Source organism: Streptomyces sp. PH10-H1 (assembly GCF_030063355.1).
Classification (GTDB): domain Bacteria; phylum Actinomycetota; class Actinomycetes; order Streptomycetales; family Streptomycetaceae; genus Actinacidiphila.
Map to the genome: position 1 here is coordinate 220,657 of NZ_JASISZ010000004.1, position 21,246 is coordinate 241,902.

The 21,246-nt window shown below is 72.0% G+C and carries 19 protein-coding genes and 1 pseudogene; 13 read left to right on the top strand and 7 right to left on the bottom strand.

Annotated elements, in window-relative coordinates; translation table 11 throughout:
* Window positions 1-76: 76 nt before the first annotated feature.
* From QMK24_RS04820 to QMK24_RS04830, 3 genes are read left to right on the top strand one after another with little or no spacing between them, the layout of a single operon-like run.
* Window positions 77-799 carry a glycosyltransferase family 2 protein gene (locus QMK24_RS04820; RefSeq protein ID WP_283463839.1) on the top strand — a complete coding sequence of 241 codons (723 nt, stop codon included), beginning with the start codon at window positions 77-79 and terminating at the stop codon, window positions 797-799.
* Window positions 796-1,530 carry a TIGR04282 family arsenosugar biosynthesis glycosyltransferase gene (locus QMK24_RS04825; protein ID WP_283463840.1) on the top strand — a complete coding sequence of 245 codons (735 nt, stop codon included), beginning with the start codon at window positions 796-798 and terminating at the stop codon, window positions 1,528-1,530. The genes QMK24_RS04820 and QMK24_RS04825 overlap by 4 nt, the downstream gene beginning before the upstream one ends.
* Window positions 1,527-2,288 carry a methyltransferase domain-containing protein gene (locus QMK24_RS04830; RefSeq protein WP_283463841.1) on the top strand — a complete coding sequence of 254 codons (762 nt, stop codon included), beginning with the start codon at window positions 1,527-1,529 and terminating at the stop codon, window positions 2,286-2,288. The genes QMK24_RS04825 and QMK24_RS04830 overlap by 4 nt, the downstream gene beginning before the upstream one ends.
* 48 nt (window positions 2,289-2,336) lie before the next feature.
* On the opposite strand, the gene QMK24_RS04835 is transcribed toward QMK24_RS04830, so the two are convergent.
* From QMK24_RS04835 to QMK24_RS04845, 3 genes are read right to left on the bottom strand one after another with little or no spacing between them, the layout of a single operon-like run.
* Window positions 2,337-3,206, bottom strand: a complete 870-nt coding sequence (locus tag QMK24_RS04835; protein WP_283463842.1) for an alpha/beta fold hydrolase — start codon at window positions 3,204-3,206, stop codon at window positions 2,337-2,339.
* Window positions 3,207-3,256: 50 nt separating this feature from the next.
* Window positions 3,257-3,703 carry a hypothetical protein gene (locus QMK24_RS04840; RefSeq protein ID WP_283463843.1) on the bottom strand — a complete coding sequence of 149 codons (447 nt, stop codon included), beginning with the start codon at window positions 3,701-3,703 and terminating at the stop codon, window positions 3,257-3,259.
* Window positions 3,700-4,839, bottom strand: coding sequence for a molybdopterin-dependent oxidoreductase (locus tag QMK24_RS04845; RefSeq protein ID WP_283463845.1), 1,140 nt, complete (start codon window positions 4,837-4,839; stop codon window positions 3,700-3,702). Before QMK24_RS04845 ends, QMK24_RS04840 begins: the two co-directional genes overlap by 4 nt.
* Before the next feature lie 360 nt (window positions 4,840-5,199).
* Between QMK24_RS04845 and QMK24_RS04850 the strand changes: the two genes are divergently transcribed.
* Window positions 5,200-6,630, top strand: a complete 1,431-nt coding sequence (locus QMK24_RS04850) for a glycosyltransferase family 87 protein (protein WP_283463847.1) — start codon at window positions 5,200-5,202, stop codon at window positions 6,628-6,630.
* 21 nt (window positions 6,631-6,651) lie between these two features.
* Here QMK24_RS04850 and QMK24_RS04855 read toward each other — a convergent pair whose 3' ends face one another.
* The gene (locus QMK24_RS04855) at window positions 6,652-7,176 is read right to left on the bottom strand and encodes a DinB family protein (RefSeq protein WP_283463848.1); all 525 of its coding nucleotides are present in this window, start codon (window positions 7,174-7,176) and stop codon (window positions 6,652-6,654) included.
* Between the two features lie 102 nt (window positions 7,177-7,278).
* Between QMK24_RS04855 and QMK24_RS04860 the strand changes: the two genes are divergently transcribed.
* The 3 genes and pseudogenes from QMK24_RS04860 to QMK24_RS04870 all read left to right on the top strand — a co-directional run bounded on the left by QMK24_RS04860 (window position 7,279) and on the right by QMK24_RS04870 (window position 9,173).
* Entirely contained in the window at window positions 7,279-7,764 is a 486-nt protein-coding gene (locus QMK24_RS04860) for a phosphatase domain-containing protein (RefSeq protein ID WP_502962556.1), read from the top strand.
* A gap of 163 nt (window positions 7,765-7,927) precedes the next feature.
* Window positions 7,928-8,915 (top strand): annotated as a pseudogene (locus tag QMK24_RS04865) (helix-turn-helix domain-containing protein).
* Window positions 8,916-8,921: 6 nt separating this feature from the next.
* Window positions 8,922-9,173, top strand: a complete 252-nt coding sequence (locus QMK24_RS04870) for a LapA family protein (protein WP_349307870.1) — start codon at window positions 8,922-8,924, stop codon at window positions 9,171-9,173.
* A gap of 27 nt (window positions 9,174-9,200) precedes the next feature.
* Here QMK24_RS04870 and QMK24_RS04875 read toward each other — a convergent pair whose 3' ends face one another.
* A complete protein-coding gene (locus QMK24_RS04875; RefSeq protein ID WP_283463851.1) occupies window positions 9,201-9,689 on the bottom strand; it encodes a GNAT family N-acetyltransferase in 489 nt (162 codons plus the stop codon).
* Window positions 9,690-9,813: 124 nt separating this feature from the next.
* Here QMK24_RS04875 and QMK24_RS04880 point away from each other — a divergent pair, with 124 nt between their 5' ends.
* Window positions 9,814-10,611: an exodeoxyribonuclease III gene (locus QMK24_RS04880; protein WP_283463852.1), complete on the top strand. Its 798-nt coding sequence runs from the start codon at window positions 9,814-9,816 to the stop codon at window positions 10,609-10,611.
* A 220-nt stretch (window positions 10,612-10,831) separates the two neighbouring features.
* Here the strand turns inward: QMK24_RS04880 and QMK24_RS04885 are convergent, their stop codons facing one another.
* Window positions 10,832-15,055, bottom strand: coding sequence for a S8 family serine peptidase (locus QMK24_RS04885; RefSeq protein WP_283463854.1), 4,224 nt, complete (start codon window positions 15,053-15,055; stop codon window positions 10,832-10,834).
* A 97-nt stretch (window positions 15,056-15,152) separates the two neighbouring features.
* Here QMK24_RS04885 and QMK24_RS04890 point away from each other — a divergent pair, with 97 nt between their 5' ends.
* Window positions 15,153-16,124, top strand: a complete 972-nt coding sequence (locus tag QMK24_RS04890) for a helix-turn-helix domain-containing protein (protein ID WP_283463855.1) — start codon at window positions 15,153-15,155, stop codon at window positions 16,122-16,124.
* Window positions 16,125-16,145: 21 nt separating this feature from the next.
* Here QMK24_RS04890 and QMK24_RS04895 read toward each other — a convergent pair whose 3' ends face one another.
* Complete coding sequence (locus QMK24_RS04895; RefSeq protein ID WP_283463857.1) at window positions 16,146-17,186, bottom strand: alpha/beta hydrolase; 1,041 nt, start codon at window positions 17,184-17,186, stop codon at window positions 16,146-16,148.
* Window positions 17,187-17,519: 333 nt separating this feature from the next.
* On the opposite strand from QMK24_RS04895, the gene QMK24_RS04900 reads away from it, so the two are divergent.
* The 4 genes from QMK24_RS04900 to alc all read left to right on the top strand — a co-directional run.
* Entirely contained in the window at window positions 17,520-17,723 is a 204-nt protein-coding gene (locus tag QMK24_RS04900; protein ID WP_069779708.1) for a cold-shock protein, read from the top strand.
* 161 nt (window positions 17,724-17,884) lie between these two features.
* Window positions 17,885-19,291 carry a DEAD/DEAH box helicase gene (locus QMK24_RS04905; RefSeq protein WP_283463858.1) on the top strand — a complete coding sequence of 469 codons (1,407 nt, stop codon included), beginning with the start codon at window positions 17,885-17,887 and terminating at the stop codon, window positions 19,289-19,291.
* Window positions 19,292-19,342: 51 nt separating this feature from the next.
* Window positions 19,343-20,284, top strand: coding sequence for a LysR substrate-binding domain-containing protein (locus QMK24_RS04910; RefSeq protein WP_283463859.1), 942 nt, complete (start codon window positions 19,343-19,345; stop codon window positions 20,282-20,284).
* A 60-nt stretch (window positions 20,285-20,344) separates the two neighbouring features.
* The coding region (gene alc, locus QMK24_RS04915; protein WP_283463860.1) for an allantoicase at window positions 20,345-21,246 on the top strand (902 nt) is incomplete at its 3' end.

Genomic DNA, 21,246 nt, shown 5'->3' on the forward strand with positions numbered 1-21,246 from the left:
GACGGCGGCCGGGGGCGGCCGACGTCCGTGTTTCGTAAGGATCCAAAGTCCCGAATGTCCGTTTCTTGTTCGTAGGGTGAGGGGCGTGACCAACCCACCGACACCGCCTGTCGACGTCGTACTGCCGTGCCTGGACGAGGCCGGGGCCCTGCCCTGGGTGCTGGAGCGGATTCCGTCCGGATGGCGGGCGATCGTCGTTGACAACGGCTCGACCGACGGCTCCGCCGACCTCGCCGCCTCCCTCGGCGCGACGGTGATCCGCGAACCGGTGCGGGGCTTCGGCGCCGCCTGCCACGCCGGACTGCTCGCCGCGACCGCCGACATCGTCTGTTTCTGCGACTGCGACGCCTCGCTCGACCCCGCCCTGCTGCCGTCCGTCGCGGACCCGGTGCTCCGGGGCGGCGCCGATCTGATGCTCGGCCGCCGCCGGCCGACCACCCGCGGCGCCTGGCCGCCGCACGCCCGGCTCGCCAACCTCGAACTGGCCCGGCTCATTCGCCGCCGCACCGGCCTGCGGCTCCGGGACCTCGGCCCGATGCGGGCCGCCCGGCGCGAGGCCCTGCTCGCTCTGGAGCTGTCCGACCGCCGGTCGGGTTACCCCCTCGAAATGCTGGTCCGCGCGGCCGACGCCGGCTGGCGGATCGCCGAGACCGACGTCCCGTACGCCCCCAGGACCGGCCGCTCCAAAGTGACCGGCACCTGGCGCGGTACATGGCACGCGGTCCGTGACATGCGCGCTGTATTGCGGCAGCCGCCGGTTGCCGCGCGGGCCGTGCCGGAAGCGGCGGCCGCGCGATGACGGGGGTTCGACGTGCCGCGGGCTGTGCCGGCACCACCGCCCCTTCGGGCGGGACGACGCTGCTGGTGATCGCCAAGGAGCCCGTACCGGGGCGGGTCAAGACGCGACTCACACCGCCTTATTCGCCCCGGCAGGCGGCGGCGCTGGCCGAGGCGGCGCTCGCCGACACGCTCGACGCGGTGCTGCGCGCCCCGTCCCGGCGTCGGGTGCTGGTGCTCGACGGTGCCCCCGGCGCATGGCTGCCACCGGGCATCGAGGTCGTGCCGCAGGTGCGCGGCGGGCTGGACGAGCGGCTGGCGGCGGCGTTCGCCGGATGCACCGGGCCCGCGCTGCTCGTCGGCATGGACACGCCGCAGCTCACCCCGGCCCTGCTGGGGCCGGCGCTGCGGCCGGACGCGTGGCTCGGCTGCGACGCGTGGTTCGGTCCCGCCGAGGACGGCGGTTTCTGGGCGCTCGGGCTCGCCGTCCCGGACCCGGCGCTGATCCTCGGGGTGCCGATGTCCACGGACCTGACGGGCGAGATCCAGCGCCGCCGGCTCACCGACGCGGGGCTGCGGGTGCGCGACCTGGCGCGACTGCGGGACGTGGACACGGCGGCCGACGTCGCCGAGGTCGCCGCCCGCGTCCCCGGTTCGCGCTTCGCCGCGATGGCGCGGACGACCGGGACATCCCTGGAACCGGTGGGCACCGGCCCGCTGCCCGGTGACGGCACCGGACGGGCGGCCCGATGACGGCCCTGGACGGCGCGACGGCGCTCGCGACCGCAGCAGGAACAGCAGCAGGAACAGCAGCACGAACAGCAGCACGAACAGCAGTAGGAACCGCGACGATCGGGCAGCGGCCCGGCGCCCCCGCGCCGTGGATCGACGATCCGTACTCGCAGGCGCTACGAGCCGGGCGCGGACCGCTGTTCCTGCGCAGGGCCGACGGATGGCTGCTGCCGCTGGACGTGGAGCGGTGGTGCGCCGCCCCGGACGCCGCCGACACCGGCCTGGTGTACCGCTGCCTGCGCGGCCCCGTACTCGACATCGGCTGCGGGCCCGGCCGTCTGGTGGCGGCGATCGCGGCCACCGGGGTCCCTGCTCTCGGGGTGGACGTCAGCCCGGCGGCCGTGGCCCGCACGCGGGGCGCCGGGGGAGCGGTGCTGTGCCGGTCGGTCTTCGACCGGCTGCCCGCGGAGGGCCGTTGGGGGACGGCGCTGTTGGTCGACGGCAATGTCGGCATCGGCGGCGATCCCCGCGCCCTCCTGGCCCGGGTCGGCGAACTGGTCGCTCCCGGCGGCCGGTTGCTGGTCGAGGCGGCGGCCTACGACGTCGACGAGCGGTTCACCGTACGGGTCGAGGACGGCCGGGGCCGGCACGGCCGCGACTTCCCGTGGGCCCGGCTGGGACCCGCCGCGCTGCGGGCCGCCGCCGCGGACACCGGCTGGACGACGGCCGAGGAATGGTCGGCGGACGGCCGCAACTTCGCGGAGTTGTGGCGCTGCTGAATCACCCAGCAGAGCCGAACGGCCCGGGAGCCCCGTTCGGGCGTCCGCTCACGCCCACGTACGGTCGAGGAAGTCCGCGATCAGCGGTGCGATCTCCCCGACGCACTCCTCCAGCGCGAAGTGGCCGGTGCCGAACGAGTGGACCTCGGCGTCCGGCACGTCACGCAGGAAGGCGTGTGCTCCGGCCTCCACGAAGATGGCGTCATTGCGGCCCCACACCACCAGCGTCGGCGGCTGGTGCTTGCGCAGCCACTCCTGCCACTGCGGGTAGAGCGCGACATTGCTGCGGTAGTCGTAGGCCAGCTGCAGCTGGATCGCGTCCCGGCCCGGCAGGTCGAGGAAGTGCTGGTCGAGGGTCCAGCCGTCGGGGGCGACGGCGGACGGGTCCGCGGCGCCGTCCTCGTACTGGCCGCGGGTGAAGGGAAGGGTCAGCATCTGGCGCATCCGCCCCTCGGAGCCCTCGGTCTCGGGGCTCTCGGCCACGAACGCGCGGGCGATCGGGCTGAGCCCGTCCTCGTAGGCGTTGCCGTTCTGCACGACCAGGCCCGCGATCCACTCCGGGTGGCGGGTGGCCAGCCGGAAGCCGACGGGAGCGCCGAAGTCGAAGGCGTAGAGCGTGAACCGGTGCAGGCCGAGAGCCTCGCAGAACCCCTCGATGAAGTCGGCGAGCAGGTCGAAGGTGTAGGTGAGCGACGCGGGCGCGTCGCTGTGCCCGAAGCCCGGGTAGTCCGGGGCGATCAGGTGGTACTGGCCGCCGAGCGCGTAGATGAGCCGCCGGTACTGGTGCGAGGCGGACGGGAATCCGTGCAGCAGAAGCAGCGTGGGGGCGTCCGGGGCGCCGGCCTCGCGGTAGAAGACGCGTACGCCGTCCACCTCGATGGACCGGTGTGCCACCCGGGGCAGTTCGAGAGCGGTCATCGCGGGTGCCTCCCGTGTGTGTCGGTGGAACAGCTCCACCGACACACACGCTAATGCCTGGAGGTCGTATTGAGCATTAGTGTTTTGCGAACTGATCGAAATCGGCGCAGTGCCGCCCACCCGGCCGCCAGGGCGGTCACCACGGCGACCGCCCCCAGTGCGATCAGAGTGTTGCGGGGATAGTCCAGCGGAAGCACCGAAGGGTTGGACGTCGCGCCGGGCCGCAGCAGTACGGGCAGTGCCACCGCGGTCAGGCACGCGGCGACGATCAGCCCGGCGCGCACCGGCCGCCGCACGCGCGGGGGCAGCCGGTGGGCCAGTGCCGCGCCGATGGCCAGGACCACCGGCGCCAACACCGCGTCGTGCAGCACGATCGCACCGGCCATCCAGAGCGGCACATCCAGCGGCGCTCGTACCTGACTATCAGTCAACAGCAGTGAGGCGCCGAGTCCCATCGCCGCGACCCCCACCGCGCCGAGCGCTGCACGGGCCCTCATGCCAGCACCTCCAGCCGGGAGACCCACTTCGTCTGGAGCACGCCCGGCCGATTCGGCGCGATGATCCGGGCCGGGAACCCGTGGTCGACCGAGAGCGGCGTGCCGTTCAGCGCCAGCGCCAGCAGGGTCAGCGGATCACGCGCGTACGAGGAGCCCATCTCCGTCACCGCGTAGGCGCCGCCCTGCTGCAGTGACACCACCCTGATCCGCGCGCCGGGCGGGGCGCCCGCCCGGTCCAGCAGATCGCGCACCCGCACGCCCGCCCAGTGGGCGTTCTTGCTCCAGCCCTCGACGCACGCGATCGGCAGCATCGCCGAGTGCTGCTCCAGGGTGCGCAGTTCGGGCAGCGTCAGCTCGTACGGACGCGGCCCGGCCACGCGCAGCCGCCAGTCCGCCAGCCGCGCGGCAGTGACCCCGGCGGCCGCCGCCGTCTTGTTGACGGGCAGCCCCAGCGGTCCGTGATCGGGATGGCGCGGCGCGAGCAGGTCGAGGTCCTTGAGCGGGGTGAAGGACTGCCCGACCGTCGTCAGCGTGACCGCCCCCACCGCCGCGCCGACCGCCAGGACGAACGCCCGCCGGTCCGGCCGGTGCGCCGCCGGCAGCTCCACGGTGCCGGCCGACCGCCGTGACCAGTGCGCCGCGATGACGGGCGCCTTCACCGCCAGATGCAGCAGCAGCGCGCCGATCACGACCCAGGCCAGCGCCCAGTGCGTCGGCACGAAATTCCACGGCCACGGGTACCACTGCAGCGTGTTCAGCAGCCCTGTGAACAACTGCAGCAGCACCGCACCCACCAGCACCGCGATCGACAGCCGCTCCAGGACCTTGGCCACCGACCGGGCCGGCGGCCAGGCGAAGAGCCGCGGATACACCGTCCACAACTTCGCGAACAGCAGCGGAATCGCCGCGATGCCGCTCGCCACATGGAGACCCTGGGTGAACCGGTAGCCCCACGACGGGCGGCTGGGCAGCCAGTCGGCCGCCCAGTTGGGCGGGTGCTGCAGATAGTGGCTGATGAGACCGGTCATGAAGCACACGGCGATGGCCGCGCCCAGCGCGCGGCCGACGACAGTGGCCGTACGCGCGTCGTGCAGCCGCCCGGTGAACGCGCCCTCGCGCAGCGGGCCCCGGCGCATCCAGGACGGCGGATCCGGGAGGGCGAGGACCGCACGGGGGCTCCGGGAATTCCGGGGGGCCGGAGAGCGCGGGGGACCCGGCGGGCGGGGCGGGCCCGACGGGGTGAGCGGGCTCGAAGGGTCCGGCTTGCTCGACGGGCTCGAAGGGTCCGGCACGCTCGGGGGGCTCGGCGGGTGCGGCTTGCCCTGCCGGTTCGGAGGGTCCGGGCGGTTCGGGGGGTGCTCTCCGGCTGATGGATTCTCCATAGGTCCATCACACCCCCGACCAGGGCTTCGGCAGTGGTGGCGACTCCTTACGGATTGCGGACACCGGGCCCGTGCAGATCCCGCCGGGCCGCTCCGCCTGTCACGGTGGACGGCGTGGGAGTCCGCACCGTATGCACCTCAGTCCTCGTCGCCGCGCTCACCGCGGTCGTCGCCGTCACGATCAGGTCGGGCGGTTCCGAGGCACGCCCTCAGCACCTCCTGTACTGGTATGCCGCCGCCTGGGCGCTCTTCACCGCCGCCGTCTGGGCGGTCCGCAGGATCCCGGTGCGCGCCGCGGTGATCGTGATCCTCGTGGGCAGTGCGGCACTGTCGGTGGCGGCGCTGACCGGACCGCCGCGCACCAGCAGCGACATGTACCGCTACGCCTGGGACGGCCGGGTCCAGGCCGCGGGCATCTCCCCGTATGCCTATCCGCCCGCCGCGCCGCAACTGGCCGGGCTGCGCGACGACTGGCTCTTCCCGCCGGGCCCCGTGTGCGCCGCCCCCGATCTGCGGCCGGTCGGGCCGGTCTGCACCCGCATCAACCGGCCCTCCGTGAACACGATCTACCCGCCGGTGGCGGAGGGCTGGTTCCTGGCCGTCCACGCGCTGTCCCCCGACGGAGCGCGCCACAAGCCGACGCAGATCGCGGGCGCCGCCCTGGCCGTCGGGACCACTGTCGCCCTGCTGCTCGTCCTGCGGCGGCGCGGTGATCCACGGCGCGCCGCGCTGTGGGCCTGGTGTCCCGCGGTGTCCTTCGCGGCCGTCAACGACGCGCATGTCGACACGCTCGGCGTGCTCCTGACCGTGGTCGCATTCGGCACGTCCGTGCTGCCGCGCCGCGGCGCGCTGCTCGGCGCCGCCATCGCCGTCAAACTGCTGCCGGCCATCGTCCTGCCGGGCGCGCTGGCGCGCCGTGGCCCCCGCGACGCCGCGCGTGTCCTGGTGCCCGCCGTCCTCGTGATCGCCCTCGCCTATCTGCCGTACATCCTGACCTCCGGCGTCGGCGTGCTCGGCTATCTGCCCGGCTATCTGCAGGAGGAAGGGTACGAATCGGGCGGCGTGCACCGGTTCGCGCTGCTGCGCCTGTTCCTGCCGGACAGCGTCGCCGCCCCGCTCGCGATGGCGCTCATCGCGCTGACCGCCCTCCACGTCCTGCGCCGCGGCGATCCCGGCCGGCCCTGGAGCGGCGCGCTGCTCGTCACCGGCACCGCGCTGCTGCTGACCTCACCGTCCTACTACTGGTACGCCCTGCTGGTGGTCGCACTGGTCGCGCTCGACGGCCGCTGGGAATGGCTCGCCGTCCCGGCCGCGGGCACCGTGCTCTACATCGGGAACGCCATGGGCGCCCACGGCAGCTGGCTCCAGTCCTGGTCCTACGGGACGGCCGCCGCGGTGGTGTTGGCCGGGGCGGCGCTGCGGGCGCGGCGGGCCGCGCGGGGGAGAGAACGGCCCGCGCCGGCCGCACCGCACCGGACCGGGGCGGTGCGTGTTGCGGACGGCGGCACGCCGCTGACACCAACCCGGGCCCAGCGGGAGTCGTAAAGATCCGGAGGGGTCGGAGGTTCAGTCCCCGGTGACACCGTCGATCTGCTCGCGGAGGATGTCGGCGTGGCCGTTGTGGCGCGCGTACTCCTCGATCATGTGGACGTAGACCCAGCGCAGGTCGATCGGTCCGCCCCGGCGCGGATGGGCGAAGGTGTCGTCGAGGGACCGTCCCGCGGCTGCCTGGTCCGCGAGTTCGCACTCGGAGGCGAAGGTCGCGAAGTCGGCCTCGGCGCCCGCGGCCTCGGCGAGATCGAAGTCGCCGTCCGGTTCGTCGTCGGTACAGAACACGCTGTTGAGCTCCGGCTGACCGTTGAACAGGATCCGGAACCACCAGCGTTCGACTTCCGCCATATGCCGTACCAGGCCGAGCAGCGACAGCGCCGACGGCTTCACCGCGCGCACCGCCAGCTGATCGCCGGTCAGCCCGGAACATTTGTGGAGCAGGGTCGCGCGGTGGTAGCCGAGCCAGCTCTCCAGCGAGACGCGCTCGTCGGAGACCATCGGGGGGTCGGTACGCGGTACTTCGGGTGCGGTCCAAGTCATCCGGTCATGATGACCGCGGGAGCCGCCCTCCACACCCCGTTATTCCGGCCGTTCCCGCTGCGCACCGCTATCGTTCGCGCGGAGGTACATGTGAGCGATCAACTGGAGACGACCCGTCCGCTGGCGGTCTTCGACCTGGACGGCACCCTCGCCGACACCAGGCACCGGCTGCCCTTGCTCGACCGGCAGCCGAAGGACTGGACCGGCTTCTTCCGCGCGGCGGTCGATGACGCCCCGCTGGCGGAGGGAGTGCGGCTGGCCCGGGAAGCCGCCGTCGAATGCGACGTCGAGTACGTCACCGGCCGGCCGGAACGCTGCCGCCGCGACACCGTCGCCTGGCTCGACCGCCACGGTCTGCCGTCGGGCCACGTATGGATGCGGTCGAACGACGACCGCAGGCCCGCCCGCACCGCCAAGCTGGAACTCCTGCGGCGGCTGGCCCGCAAGCGCGTCATCCGTGTCGTCGTCGATGACGACGAGCTGGTCTGCGACGCCTACGAACGTGCCGGATTCACCGTGGTGCGCGCCCGCTGGATGAGCACCTCGCCGCTGCTGACGCAGGCGCAGGACACCGAAGGGCGCACCTGAGCCCCACCCGGGGCAGCCCACCGGGGGCAGCCCGCCCGGGACAGCGCACTCGGGTCTGCCGGCCCGGGTCGGCGCCGCCTCACCGGCCTCTTCCGCCCGCTCGGCGGTGCCTGCCACTGGCAGGGACAGGCTACGAACGGGCGGGCGGGGGAGACTGGTCCGCATGGACACTCCCGCGGAACTCGGCGAATTCCTGCGTACCCGCCGAGCCCGGCTGCGCCCCGAGGACGTCGGGCTGATCTCCTACGGGGCCAGGCGCCGGGTCCCCGGCCTGCGCCGCGAGGAACTGTCCCAGCTCGCCGGCGTGAGCGTCGCGTACTACACCCGGCTGGAACAGGGCCAGAGCAACAACGCCTCAGAAGGCGTACTCGACGCCCTCGCCGCCGCGCTGCGCCTCACCGAGGACGAGCACACCCACCTGCGAAACCTCGCGCGCCCCGGCCGCACCAAGCGCCGCCGGCCGGAGCGCCCCGAGACCGCCAGGCCCGGCACCCGGCAGCTGATCGCGGCGATGGCCGACGTGCCCGTCGTCGTCGTGGACCGGCGTTTCGAGGTGCTGGCCTGGAATCCGCTGGGCCACGCGCTGACCGCGGGACACCTCGACGCGGACGGCGCGGACCGTTTCGCCGACCGCCCGAACCTGCAGCGGATGCTCTTCCTCGACCCGCACACGCGCGAGCTGTACCTTGGCCTTCGCCTTTTCGCCAAGGCCGACGCGCCTCGACCCGCACACGCGCGAGCTGTACCCGCGCTGGGACGAAGAGGCCCGGCGCGCGGTCGCCACACTGCGGCTGGCCGCGGGACAGCACTCCGAGGACCGCAGGCTGGCGGAGCTGATCGGCGAATTGTCGATGAAGAGCACCGAATTCGCCGCCATGTGGTCGCGTCATCCGGTGAACGGCTGCACCTTCGGCACCAAGGCGTTCCACCACCCGACGATCGGCTCGCTGGAGCTCTCCTTCGAGATGCTGCAGGTCGCGGACGACTCCGGTCACCGGATGCTGATGTACAGCGCGGAGGCCGGCTCCTCGTCCGAGGCGGCGCTGCGGCTGCTCGGCTCCGTCACCCGAACGGTCCAGCCGAACGCCCTCCGGGACCCGGACACCGCGATGCTGAACACAGGTGGTGACAGTCGACCCGAAAGCAGGTGACCCACTGTGAGTGCCGCCAAGTCGACGTCCAGCGGTAAGTCCAGCAGTAAGAAGTCCGGCGGCGGACTCGTCACGCCGAGCCGGATCGCGGTAGCCGTACTGGCGGTGCTCGGTCTCGTCTTCATCTTCGAGAACACCCGGCAGGTCAAGATCCGGCTGATCATCCCCGAGGTGACGATGCCGCTGTGGCTGGCCCTGCTCGGGATGGCCATCATCGGCGGTGTCTGCGGCGCCTACGTCTTCCACCGGAGGAAGTGAGCGCGGGCTCGCCCGATCGGCCGCGGGTCAGCCCTGGTCCTGCGGCGGGAGCGCCTTCCCCAGGCACACGCTGAGCGGCTCGTGCCGGTACAGCCCGAACTTCGACACCGGCGTGTAGCCGCACGACTCGTACAGCGCGATGGCCTCCGGCTGCTTGGCGCCGGTCTCCAGAACCATCCGGGACCGCCCGGCCGCGGCCGCGCTCGCCTCCAGCTCGGCCAGGATCCGCCGCGCCAGCCCCCGGCCGCGCGCCTCGTCCACCACGTACATCCGCTTCAGCTCCGCGTCGCCGTCCGCGTACCCCTCGGGCGACTCGTCCTGAGCCCGCCAGCCGCCGCTGGCAACCGGCCGCTCGTCCACGTACCCCACCAGATACAGGCCCCGCGGCGGGTCGAACTGCGTGGCGTCCATCGGGGTCAGGTCGCCGTCGCCGTACCGCTCGACGTACTCCAGCTGCACCCGGTCGTTCAGCTTCACCGCGTCGGGGTGGTCGTAGCGCATGGTTCGGATCTTCACCACGGCATCGTACGTGCGTACGCGTGTCCCCCTCACATGGATGCGGGAGAGCGGCCGGGCGAAGGAGCCGAGCGACCGAATAGTAGGCTGCGCTGCGCCGGTAGCCGCCATTCGGGAGCACGCTTTGCTGACTGTCACGACCGTTAACGTCAACGGGCTCCGCGCCGCCGCCAAGAAGGGCTTCCTCCCCTGGCTGGAGGCCACCGCCGCCGACGTGGTCTGCCTGCAGGAAGTGCGCGCCGAGGCCGAGCAGCTCCCCGACGAGATCCGCGAGCCCGCCGGCTGGCACGCCTACTACGCTCCGGCCGCCGCCAAGGGTCGCGCGGGCGTCTCGATCTACACTCGCCGCGAGCCGGAGCGCGTGCAGATCGGATTCGGCTCCGCCGAATTCGACAGCTCCGGCCGATACATCGAGATCGACCTCCCCGGCGTCACCGTCGCCAGCCTCTACCTCCCCTCCGGCGAAGTCGGCACCGACCGCCAGACGGAGAAGGAGCGCTTCATGGCCGAGTTCCTCGTCCATCTCGCGGCCCTCCGTACCCGCGCCGCCGCCGGCGGCCGGGAGGTCCTCGTCTGCGGCGACTGGAACATCGCCCACCGCGAGGCCGACCTCAAGAACTGGAAGGCCAACCAGAAGAGCTCGGGCTTCCTCCCCGAGGAACGCGCCTGGCTCACCGGGGTCTTCGACCGCACCGGGTACACCGACGTGGTCCGCCATCTGCACCCCGACGCCATCGGCCCCTACTCCTGGTGGTCCTACCGCGGCAAGGCCTTCGACAACGACACCGGCTGGCGCATCGACTACCACGTCTCCACCGAGGGCCTCGCGGCCAAGGCCACGTCCGCCGTGGTGGAACGGGCACACACCTACGACCTGCGCTGGTCGGACCACGCCCCGGTGACGGTGACGTACGAGGTCTGAGGCCGCGTAGGCGGCCTGGTGGCGCGCTCGGTCATCAGTCGTGGTCGTACACCGTCACCGTTGTCCCTCGGGTCCACCAGCCGTGTGCGGACCAGCGGTTCGATGCGGGCCCGGCGGCCGCCGCCCCGGACGCCGGCGGACCCGGCGGCCGGGGCGGGAACTCCCGCCCGGCCGCCGGGTCCGCCGCGTGCGCCGGATCACGGCGATCAGTGATCGGTCATCAGTGACGCAGGTTGAGACGGTGCACGCCGCCGTCGATGGTGCCGACGTAGAGCGTGCGGCCGTCGGGGGTCGCGGCCAGTGTGGTGGTGTCGGTGTTCTGCAGGCCGGTGGAGATGTTCTGCCAGGTCAGGCCGTGGTCGGTGCTGCGCAGTACGCCCCGGCCGCCCTGGATGAGGCCGCTGGCCTGGGAGCGGGTGGTGGCCGCGTAGAGCGTGTCGCCGACCCTGAGCAGGTCGGAGACATGGATCGCGAGGCCGCCGGTGTCCGCGGTGCGGAAGGTCCGGCCGCCGTCGGTGCTCACGCGGACGGTCTCGCCGCCGACGATGAGCCGCCGCCCGTCGAGATCGAGCGCGGTGACCGGTCCGTCGGCGACCTTGGCGACGGTGACTCCGCCGTCGTCCGACCGGTAGAGGCCGGAGGAGTTGCCGAGCCACAGGCGCAGCGGATTACCGGGATCGCCGGCCATGGCGTCGAAGGCGCGGTCGTGGAAGAGGTTCTTCCAGGTCGTGCCGCCGTCGCTGGTGGCGAAGAGCCCCTGGCCGATGAGGCTTTTGAAGCTGACCAGCACGCGGTTCGGGTCGGCGGGGTCGACCAGGAGTGCGGTCGGCACCTCCGACGAGCTTCCCCGCTCCTCCCAGGTGGCGCCGCCGTCGCCGCTGCGCTCGACGGTGAACATGCCGAACGCGGCGCGCCGGACCTTCCAGACCACCTTCGGATCCCTGGCCGAAACGGCGAGCTGCGACGTGGTGACGCCGATCATGCCCTCGCCGCCGGACTGGCCCCACTCCGGGCCCGCGACCGGAATCGCGGTGCGGTACGTCGCGCTGTCGGTGGCGGCGCGCAGATGGCCGCCGCTGCCCGCGAGATCGGGGATGGTCAGACCCGGGACGCCGATCCGCCGGAAGCCGGTGCCTTCCGCGGTGCCCCGGTAGAGGCCGTCCTGCTCGCTGGAGACGGTGACCGACCCGTCGGCCCAGCGGTCGTAGTCCATCGGCACCGCGGCGGCCGACGGTGCGGCGACCGTCGTCCAGGTCTGCCCGTGGTCGCGGCTGAGACGGCCGCCGTTCGTGGTGCGCAGGTACAGGTCGCCGCCCGAGACGGTCAGGCCGAGGCCGCCCATCGGCAGCGGCAGCAGGGTGGTCCAGGTGCTTCCACCGTCGCGGGAACCGACGACGCCGGTGCCCAGGATGTACACGGCCACGACGGAGGAGTCCGCGGCCAGACCGAAAGCCTGCGTGCGGGGAGGTGAGGTGAAGAGGCGGTGTGCCTCGCCGGGGTTCCCCGAGCCGATCCCCGAGCGCGCCCAGACGCCGGTCGACGTCGTCAGATAGAGGGCGTCGCCGGTGACGGCGGCCTCGGTGACGGCGCCGGACACGCCGGTCGGGTAGGTGGTCCAGTGGTCGCCCGCATCGGTGCTGACCAGCAGTGCGCCGGAGGCGACGGCGACCAGGGTGCGGGTCTGCTCGTCCGCGACGAGCGCGGTGATCCGCGTGTCCGGGACGTCGAGCTTGCGCCAGGTGCGCCCGTTGTCCTCGGTGCGCAGGATGGTGCCCCGACGGGAGAAGTCACGGACGCTGTTCACGGCGTACCACCAGCGGTCGGGCCGCTTCGCGTCCACCACGAGCGGTCCGGTGCCGTCGGCGACCGGCAGCCGGCCCAACTGGCGCCAGGACGCGCCGTTGTCGGTGGTCAGCCAGGGTGCCGCCTTCTGGTACTGGGTGAGCACGGCCTGTCCCGGCCGGGCCGGTGAGAGTGAGACGTAGCCGGCCTGGCTGTTCGGGCCGATCGGCTCCCAGCGGTCCTTGCGGCTGTCGACCGGAGTGACCTCGAAGGCGCTGGAGCCGGTGAGCCGCTGGCCGGTGGCGGCGGTGCCGCGCACCGAGACCCCGTAGGCGCCGGGCGCGCTGCCGGTCACCGCGGCCCGGTAGTAACCGCTGGTGGGGTCGAGAGTGGCGGTGAGAGCGACGGGCCCGCCGTGCGGGGGAGTGACGGTGACGACCGGCGGCGCGGCCAGCCGCGTCGGCGCGGCGATGTGCACGATGGAGTGGCCGTCACTCGGGTCGGGCGCGGCCTGCACGGCGAGGTGCCGGACGGCCAGCAGGTAGGGCACACCGATCGCGGGACCCTGGTCGGGAGCCGCCGTGACGCGGCCGCTGATCTCGGTGTCGGTGGAGGGGCGTGCGACGCGCAGGGTGACCGTGACGGTCGCGGTTCCCCCGGCCGGTACGGTGACCCGCTTCGGCGAGACCGTGGCGGGCCCGGTGCTGCTCAGCGTGGTGGTGATCTGCCGCTTGCCGGAGTTGCGCAGCGTCACCTTCGCGGTGCCGCCGACGTCACGCCCGGACAGATCGGCGAGGCCGAAGGACACGGACGCCGGTGTCGCGCCGACCGTGGCCGAGGCGGCCGCGGCCACATCGAGCCGGCCCGAGCCCTGCGTCGTGGGCCCGGTGCCGCCCAGCGGCTTCGCGGTGCCGACCAGCGCGGACTTGATCTCGGCGGGAGCCTGCCCCGGGTGCAGCTGGCGCAGCAGGGCCGCCGCGCCGGCGACGTGCGGTGCCGCCATCGACGTACCCGACATGCGGTACTCGCCGGGCCCGTACAGCGATGTGGGGACGGTGGAGCGGATCTCCACGCCCGGCGCGACCAGATCCGGCTTGAGGCCGAAGCCCTGGGTGGGACCGCGCGAGGAGAACGAGGCGATCTGGTCGGTGGTGTCGGTGCCGCGCAGTGTCACCGACACCTTTCCGGCGGCGAGCCGGGTGCTCAGCTCCGTGTACTGGGTCGAGTCGATGCCCATGACCACCAGGTGGTCCATGCGCAGCGAGTCACCGGAGGCGTCGATCCGGGCGGAGGAGGGCGGCACCTGGGCCACCCCGGGCGTCCGGCTCACCCCCGGCGTCCGGGATCCATCCGGCGCCCCGGCGACGAACACCGGGCCGTCGCTGGACGCCAGGCCGCCCAGTACGGCGATCGCGCCGCGCTTCTCGGCCTCGCGCGCCCACTCCACGTCCCGCCCCGACAGGTCGTCGAGAGCCCAGGGGATGAGGAGACCGGCCCGTACGATCTTCCCCCGCACGTCACCGGCCTTGGCCCAGTCGGCGGGAGTGCCCGCTCCGACGTCGACGAGGGGAGCGGTGACCGGGCGCTCCGGCGGATTCGCGGACAGGATGCCGCGGTAGGTCTGGATCAACTCGGGCTTCTTGCCGGCCAGATACGCGCTGGGCAGCCGCAGATTGCTCGTCGACGCGCCGACCGCGATCACACCGTCGGCCGATCCCGGGCTGCTGACCGTACCGCTGCCCGGTCCCTCGTTGCCGGCCGCGGCCACCACGACCACACCGGCCCGCACCGCGGCGGTCGCCGCGCGGCCCAGTGGATCGGTGCCGTCACCGGGCCCGCCGAGGCTCATGTTGATGACATCGGCCCGGTGCGGGTTGGCCGGATCGGCCGCCGCCTCGATCCCGGCGATGATGTCCGATGTGTAGCCGGCGCCGTCCGCGTCCATCACCTTGTAGGCCAACAGGTTCGCGTCGGGCGCCACGCCGGTGATGCCGCCCTTCTTCGCGGCCTTGCCCGCGATGATGCCGGCGACATGGGTGCCATGGCCGTTGTCGTCCATCGGGTCGTCGTCGCCGTTGACGAAGTCGTGCCCGCCGACGACCTTGTGGCCCTTGCCGAGTCCGCCGCCCAGATCGGGGTGGGTGTAGTCCACACCGCTGTCCAGGATGGCGACCGTGGTTCCCGCCCCGGTGACGTGGACGCCGGCGGAGTCCTTGCGCTGCCAGACTCCGGGCGCGCCGATCAGCGGCACACTGACGTCCGTCTTCGCCAGCACCCGGGTGTCGGGGCGGACGGCGGTGACGCCCGGCAGCGAGGAGAGCCGGGCCACCTCGGACCCGGGCACCGTCATCGCCACGGCGTCGATCAGCAGGCCCAGCTTGCGCGTGGACGCGGGATGCAGTCCGGCGCTCTCCGCCGAGCCGAGGAAGGTCTCCTGGCGCGCGTCCAGCGCGCGGCGCGCCGCGCCGACGCCGGAGGCGGCCCCGGCGGACTGCAGCGATCCGCCGGGCGCGGCGGTGACCGCGGCGTTCCCGGACAGTTCGACGATCACTCGTTGCCGCGGATCGGGTGTGGACGCGGTGGCGGCACCCGGTATCGCCGCCAGCGTGCCGGCGAGTACGACGGCCGCGAGACCGGCATGACGCGATCTTCGTGAGTTCATTGCCATACGTAAAGGTCCTAGTGGTGGCGGTACTTGCCGCACAACGAATCTTCGTGGCCCATTGCTGCCGCTGGCACAACTGGGCCACCATCCGCCCATGACTTCCGAGACGTCCGAGACTCCCGAGCTCACCGCGGCGGGCATCGACCCGTTCGACGAGAGCGTCTACCGCGCCGTCCTGACCCGGCGGACGGCGGCGCCGGCCGAACTCGCCGCCGATCTCGGCTGTTCCGCGGAACGCGTCGCCAGAGCGCTGGACCGGCTGCGCGACCATGGCCTCGTCGGCCGGCTCGCGGGCACCCGCCGCCGGTACGCCGCGATCGAGCCGGGTGCCGCCGTCGAAGCGCTGGTGCGGGCCAGGACCAATGAGCTGGACCGGGTCCGCTCGGCGGCCGGCGAACTGTCCCGGCTGTTCGCCGCCGCGCGGACCGGCGCGACCGACGAGGACGAGGTGGAGATCACCACCGGCAGTGAGGCCCTCGGCCGCTGGTTCGTCCGCCTCCAGCAGGAGGCCCGCGAAGACGTCATGACCCTGGACCGGCCGCCGTACGCCCTGACCACCTCCAACCCCGTGGAGGCCACGGCGCTCAGCCGCGGCGTACGGTACCGGGCGGTCTACGCCCCCGAGGCCCTGGAGTGGCCCGGCGTGCTGGAGGACATCCGCGAGCTGGTCCACCACGGCGAACAGGCCCGCGTGCTGCCCGGCCTGCGCATCAAGCTCGCGATCGCCGACCGCAGGCTCGCCCTGATGCCGCTCTCCCTCGACCTCAACGACGTCCGCGCCGCGGTCATCCGCCCGTCCACCCTGCTCGACGCCCTCACCGACTACTGGGAGATGTGCTGGAAGCAGGCGCTGCCCCTCAACGCCCCCGCCGAGGACCCGCTCGGCGAGGAGGACCGGCTTGTTCTCACCCTGCTGGTCGGCGGCCTCAAGGACGAGGCGATAGCCCGCCAGCTCGGCTGGTCCGTACGCACCATGCGTCGCCGCATCAGCCGTCTCCACGAACTGCTCGGAGCCGACAACCGCTTCCAGGCCGGCGCGATCGCGGCCCGGCGCGGCTGGCTGTGACGTGCCTGGTCGTGACCTGAATCAGCTGCCGTCCGTCGGGCCGGCGAGCTTGCTGGTGAACCAGGTCAGGGTGCGGGGGATGAGCTTCTTGAAGTCCGAGGTGAGGTGACGTCCGCCGGGCAGTTCGTAGTACTCGGCCTTGACGGGCGCGACGATCTTCTTCAGCCAGGTTTTGACCAGGTTGGTCTCGTACGGCTCGCCGTTGCCCGCGGTGGCGAGGATGCTGACGTCGGCCTTGCCCTTCCTGGCGAGGGTGTTCGGGCTGTTGGCGAGACGGTCGGCCTCGTGGCCCTTCCACAGCAGGGAGTCGGGGTCGAAGTAGCCGTCCATCGGCACGGCGGCCTTGAAGACGTCGGGGTACTGCAGGACGAGCTTCGCGCTGCAGAAACCGCCGGTGGAGGCGCCCATGACGCCCCAGCCGTCGCGGCTGCGCAAGGTGCGGAAGTTCGCCCTCACGAAGTCGGGGACGTCCCTGGCCATCCAGGTGCCCATCTTGGGCTGGCCGGGGATGTCGCTGCAGTCCAGGGCCTTGTTCTCATGGGAATTGAGGTTCTGGACCGGCATGATCATGATGAACGGATGGGCCTTGCCCTGCTTGCTCAGCTGGACGTCGGCCTCCTGGATCGGCAGCTGGTGGTCGGTCCAGGTGTTGTAGCCGTTGCTCTGGCCGCCCGCGTACATCATGACCACGGGGAATCCATAGGTCGCGTACTTGGGGTCGCTGTACTCCGGGGGAAGCCAGACCCAGACCTTCCCGGTGACGCCGGACTTCGCTCCGCGCACCGAGGTGACCATGATCGGCCCGGCCTGCGTAGAGCGCGCCAGCTTGAGCTCCGACTTCGGCCCGGTGGGCATCAGCACCTTGGACGACGACGCCCCAGGGCTCTCCGTCGGGGGCGTGGCCTTGCCGTCTCCGGCTCCGGCACTGGCTGAGAGGTGGTCGCGGCTGTCCGCCGAGGCGGGGTCGCCGCCGGAGCCGCAGCCCGCGAGAGCGGCGAGTGCGAGCAGCGCTGCGGCGGCCGGGAGGACGAGAGGGCGGCGACGGCGGGAACGCGGATCCATCGTGGGAATTGCTCCGAACGCAAGATCGAGGACGAAAGGCACCTTCTAGGAGAGCAGCCGGAGGGCTTTGGTTCCCTCGCGACGCGCGCGGTCTACGCGCGAGGCGTCCCGCGCCACTCCCGGAGGTGCCATGAAAACCCCCGTGCAGGCGGTGGACGTGCTACCTTGATCCCAGTTGCAGTTTTGGTACCCATGAACTTTGTGTGCGCCTGACGGGATGTAACCCTCAGGCGCACTCTTGTTTTTACCGGTCATCTCCGGATGGGCACAATGCGGCGACGAGGAATCTGCGCAGTGCAGATTTCCGGCTCTGCACCTATTGAGGAGATTGACATGGCTTCTGGCACCGTGAAGTGGTTCAACGCGGAAAAGGGCTTCGGCTTCATCGAGCAGGACGGTGGCGGCGCTGACGTCTTCGCCCACTACTCGAACATCGCCACCCAGGGCTTCCGTGAGCTCCAGGAAGGTCAGAAGGTGACCTTCGACGTCACGCAGGGCCAGAAGGGCCCGCAGGCCGAGAACATCGTTCCCGCCTGACGCTTGACGCGCACCACGTAGTTGGGGCCCGCACCTGAGGGTGCGGGCCCCAATTCGTTTTTTTCCGCTTTACGCTGGCTCGTTTTTGCGATTCTTCGCCAGGTTTTCATTTTGCGGAGTCTTCCCGGACACGTGCCGTTCCGAGGGAAGGCTCTTTCTGTATGTACCGCTCCTCCGGCTCCGCGCCCGCCCGTAATCGTCCGTCGTATTCCCGCAGCCAGGCCGCACCGCGCCGCCGCAGTATGTCGACGCCGGGTGAGTTCGCCCTGCCGGTGAGCACCACGCCTTCGCTGCCCGCCGTCGAGTCGTTCGCGGACCTGGACATGCCGTCCGCGCTGCTCGACACGCTCACCCACGAAGGTGTGACCGTCCCGTTCCCGATCCAGGGTGCGACGCTGCCGAACTCGCTGGCCGGCCGGGACCTCCTGGGCCGTGGCCGCACCGGCTCCGGCAAGACCCTGGCCTTCGGCCTGGCCCTGCTCGCCCGTACCGCCGGACAGCGCGCGGAACCGCGACAGCCGCTCGCCCTGGTGCTCGTACCCACCCGTGAGCTGGCGCAGCAGGTCACCGATGCCCTCACCCCGTACGCCCGCTCGCTGCGACTGCGCATGGCCACGGTGGTCGGCGGCATGTCGATCGGCCGCCAGGCCAGCGTGCTGCGCGGCGGCGCCGAAGTCGTCGTGGCCACGCCGGGCCGGCTCAAGGACCTGATCGAACGCCGTGACTGCCGGCTCGACCAGGTACGGATCACCGTCCTGGACGAGGCCGACCAGATGGCGGACATGGGCTTCATGCCGCAGGTCACCGCCTTGCTCGACCAGGTACGCCCCGACGGCCAGCGGATGCTGTTCTCGGCCACGCTGGACCGTAACGTCGACCGGCTGGTGCGCCAGTTCCTGACCGACCCGGTGGTCCACTCGGTGGACCCCTCGGCCGGCACGGTCACCACGATGGAACACCACGTGCTGCACGTGGCCAGCGTGGACAAGCAGGCCACGACCCGCCGCATCGCCGCCCGTGACGGCCGGGTGCTGATGTTCCTGGACACCAAGCACGCCGTCGACCTGCTGACCCGCGACCTGCTGGCAAGCGGTGTGCGGGCGGCCGCGCTGCACGGCGGCAAGTCGCAGCCGCAGCGCAACCGCACCCTGGACCAGTTCAAGAGCGGACACGTCACGGTCCTGGTGGCCACCAACGTCGCCGCCCGCGGCATCCACGTCGACAACCTCGACCTGGTCGTCAACGTCGATCCGCCGACCGACCACAAGGACTACCTCCACCGCGGCGGCCGTACCGCTCGTGCGGGTGAGTCCGGCAGCGTCGTCACCCTGGTGCTGCCCAACCAGCGCCGCGAGATGGCGCGCCTGATGTCCCACGCGGGCATCACGCCGCAGACGACCCAGGTCCGCGCCGAGGACGACGAGCTCGCCCGGATCACCGGCGCGCAGGAGCCCTCCGGAGTGCCGATCGTCATCGCGGCGCCCGCGGCGCCGGAGCGGGTCAGGCGCACCTCGTACGGCAGCCGCGGCCGGGGCGGCCGCCCCGCGCGTCGGCCCGCCGCCGCGTAGAGGCGCGCAGGGCGCATGGAGCGGATGAAGGCAGCTGTTTAGGCTGCCTTCATGAAGGACTGGGATTTGAGGAAGCTGCAGATCCTCCGGGCTCTGCAGGAGACGGGGACCGTCACCGCGGCCGCCGCCGCTCTGCGGATGACGCCGTCGGCCGTCTCGCAGCAGTTGTCCACGCTGTCCAAGCAGGCCGGCACCCCGGTGATCGAGGCCCAGGGCCGGGGCGTCCGGCTGACCGGCGCCGCCCATGTACTGCTGCGGCACGCCGATGTGGTCTTCGCCCAGCTGGAGCGCGCCGGAGCCGAGCTGGAGGGCTACACGCGGGGCGAAGCGGGCGAGGTACGGGTCGGCGCCATCGCCACGGCCATCACCCGGCTGATCGTCCCCGCGTCCCGGCTGCTGCGGCTGGATTTCCCGCGGATCACCCTGTCGGTGCGGCAGGCCGAGGCCGCCGAGGTCTACGAGCAGCTGGCCGGCGGCGACGTGGACCTCGCCGTATCGCTGGCGGTGCACGCGCCCTCGGCGCGGGACCCGCGGTTCCACCGGTTCGCGCTGCTGACCGATCCGCTGGACGTGGCGCTGCCCGCCGGGCACTCCTGGGCGGCGCGGCCGGGCCTGCGGCTGGCGAACCTCTCGCAGGAGCCGTGGATCTTCGGCAGCAGCGGCCCCTGGCGGGAGATCACGCTGGCGGCCTGCGCCGACGCGGGGTTCGTCCCCGAACAGGCGCACGCGGCGACGGACTGGTCGGCGATCCTCGCCATGGTCGCGGCGGATCTCGGCGTCGCCCTGGTGCCACGGATGGCGACGGTGGGGGAGCGGCAGCACGTCGCGATCCGCCCCCTGGACGCGGACCGGCCGCGCCGCCATGTGGTGGGTGTGGCGCGGAGCGGTTCCGAGGAGGGACCGCTGCTCCGGCGGGTCATCCGGGTGCTGCGACAGGTCGCGGAGGAGCCTGCGGCGCAGACGGGCGACCCTACTAACGTTCAGTTGAACTGAATGTATGGTTCGGAAACTTTCGATGGACGTGAAAGGTGTCGTCGGCTCACAGTAGAGAACATGACGACATCAGAGACTCTCTCGGGCACTACTTCCTTCGCTTTCACTGGTGATGCGCGGCCGTTCGGTGGGGGTGATCCGTATGCGGATTACCGGTGTGGGGTGTTGCCGTTCGTGGGTCTGGTGGATCTGGCGGATCGTCGGTTGGGTGCGGGGGTGATCGCGGCGAATGATGAGTTCTTCGCGGAGCGGGAGAATCTGCTGATCCCGGAGCCGGCGCATTTCGATCCGGAGCATTTCGGGCACAAGGGCAAGATCATGGACGGGTGGGAGACCCGTCGTCGTCGGGGTGCGGGGACCGATACCCCGCACCCGGTCGACGCGGATCATGACTGGGCGTTGATCCGGTTGGGGGCGCCGGGGGTGATCCGGGGGATCGTGGTGGATACCGCGCATTTCCGTGGCAACTACCCGCAGTCGGTGTCGGTTGAGGCTACGTCGCATGCGTTGTCGGCGTCGCCGGAGGATCTGCTGGCCGAGGGTGTGGAGTGGACGACGCTCGTGCCGCGCACCCCGGTGGGTGGTCATGCGGCGAATGGGTTTGTGGTCGAGGTGGACCGGCGGTTCACGCATCTGCGGCTGAATCAGCATCCGGACGGCGGGGTGGCCCGGTTGCGGGTCTATGGCGAGGTGGCGCCGGATCCGGGGTGGCTGGCGGAGCTGGGGACCTTCGACCTGGTGGCGTTGGAGAACGGCGGGAGGGTGGAGGATGCTTCGGACCGGTTCTACTCCTCGCCGGTCAACACCATCCTGCCGGGGCGGTCGCGGAAGATGGATGATGGCTGGGAGACCCGCCGGCGCCGGGACAAGGGCAATGACTGGGTGCGTTACCGGCTGGTGGCGCAGGGTGTGATCCGTGCGGTGGAGATCGACACCGGGTATTTGAAGGGCAACTCGGCGGG

Bases quoted from the DNA above. Each gene is read 5' to 3' on its own strand.
- QMK24_RS04890 (WP_283463855.1), top strand. From the start codon at position 15,153: ATGACTTCCGAGACGTCCGAGACTCCCGAGCTCACCGCGGCGGGCATC.
- QMK24_RS04830 (WP_283463841.1), top strand. From the start codon at position 1,527: ATGACGGCCCTGGACGGCGCGACGGCGCTCGCGACCGCAGCAGGAACA.
- QMK24_RS04845 (WP_283463845.1), bottom strand. From the start codon at position 4,839: ATGCGCCGGGGCCCGCTGCGCGAGGGCGCGTTCACCGGGCGGCTGCAC.
- QMK24_RS04885 (WP_283463854.1), bottom strand. From the start codon at position 15,055: ATGAACTCACGAAGATCGCGTCATGCCGGTCTCGCGGCCGTCGTACTC.
- QMK24_RS04840 (WP_283463843.1), bottom strand. From the start codon at position 3,703: ATGAGGGCCCGTGCAGCGCTCGGCGCGGTGGGGGTCGCGGCGATGGGA.
- QMK24_RS04900 (WP_069779708.1), top strand. From the start codon at position 17,520: ATGGCTTCTGGCACCGTGAAGTGGTTCAACGCGGAAAAGGGCTTCGGC.
- QMK24_RS04855 (WP_283463848.1), bottom strand. From the start codon at position 7,176: ATGACTTGGACCGCACCCGAAGTACCGCGTACCGACCCCCCGATGGTC.
- QMK24_RS04910 (WP_283463859.1), top strand. From the start codon at position 19,343: ATGAAGGACTGGGATTTGAGGAAGCTGCAGATCCTCCGGGCTCTGCAG.
- QMK24_RS04835 (WP_283463842.1), bottom strand. From the start codon at position 3,206: ATGACCGCTCTCGAACTGCCCCGGGTGGCACACCGGTCCATCGAGGTG.
- QMK24_RS04825 (WP_283463840.1), top strand. From the start codon at position 796: ATGACGGGGGTTCGACGTGCCGCGGGCTGTGCCGGCACCACCGCCCCT.
- QMK24_RS04905 (WP_283463858.1), top strand. From the start codon at position 17,885: ATGTACCGCTCCTCCGGCTCCGCGCCCGCCCGTAATCGTCCGTCGTAT.
- QMK24_RS04895 (WP_283463857.1), bottom strand. From the start codon at position 17,186: ATGGATCCGCGTTCCCGCCGTCGCCGCCCTCTCGTCCTCCCGGCCGCC.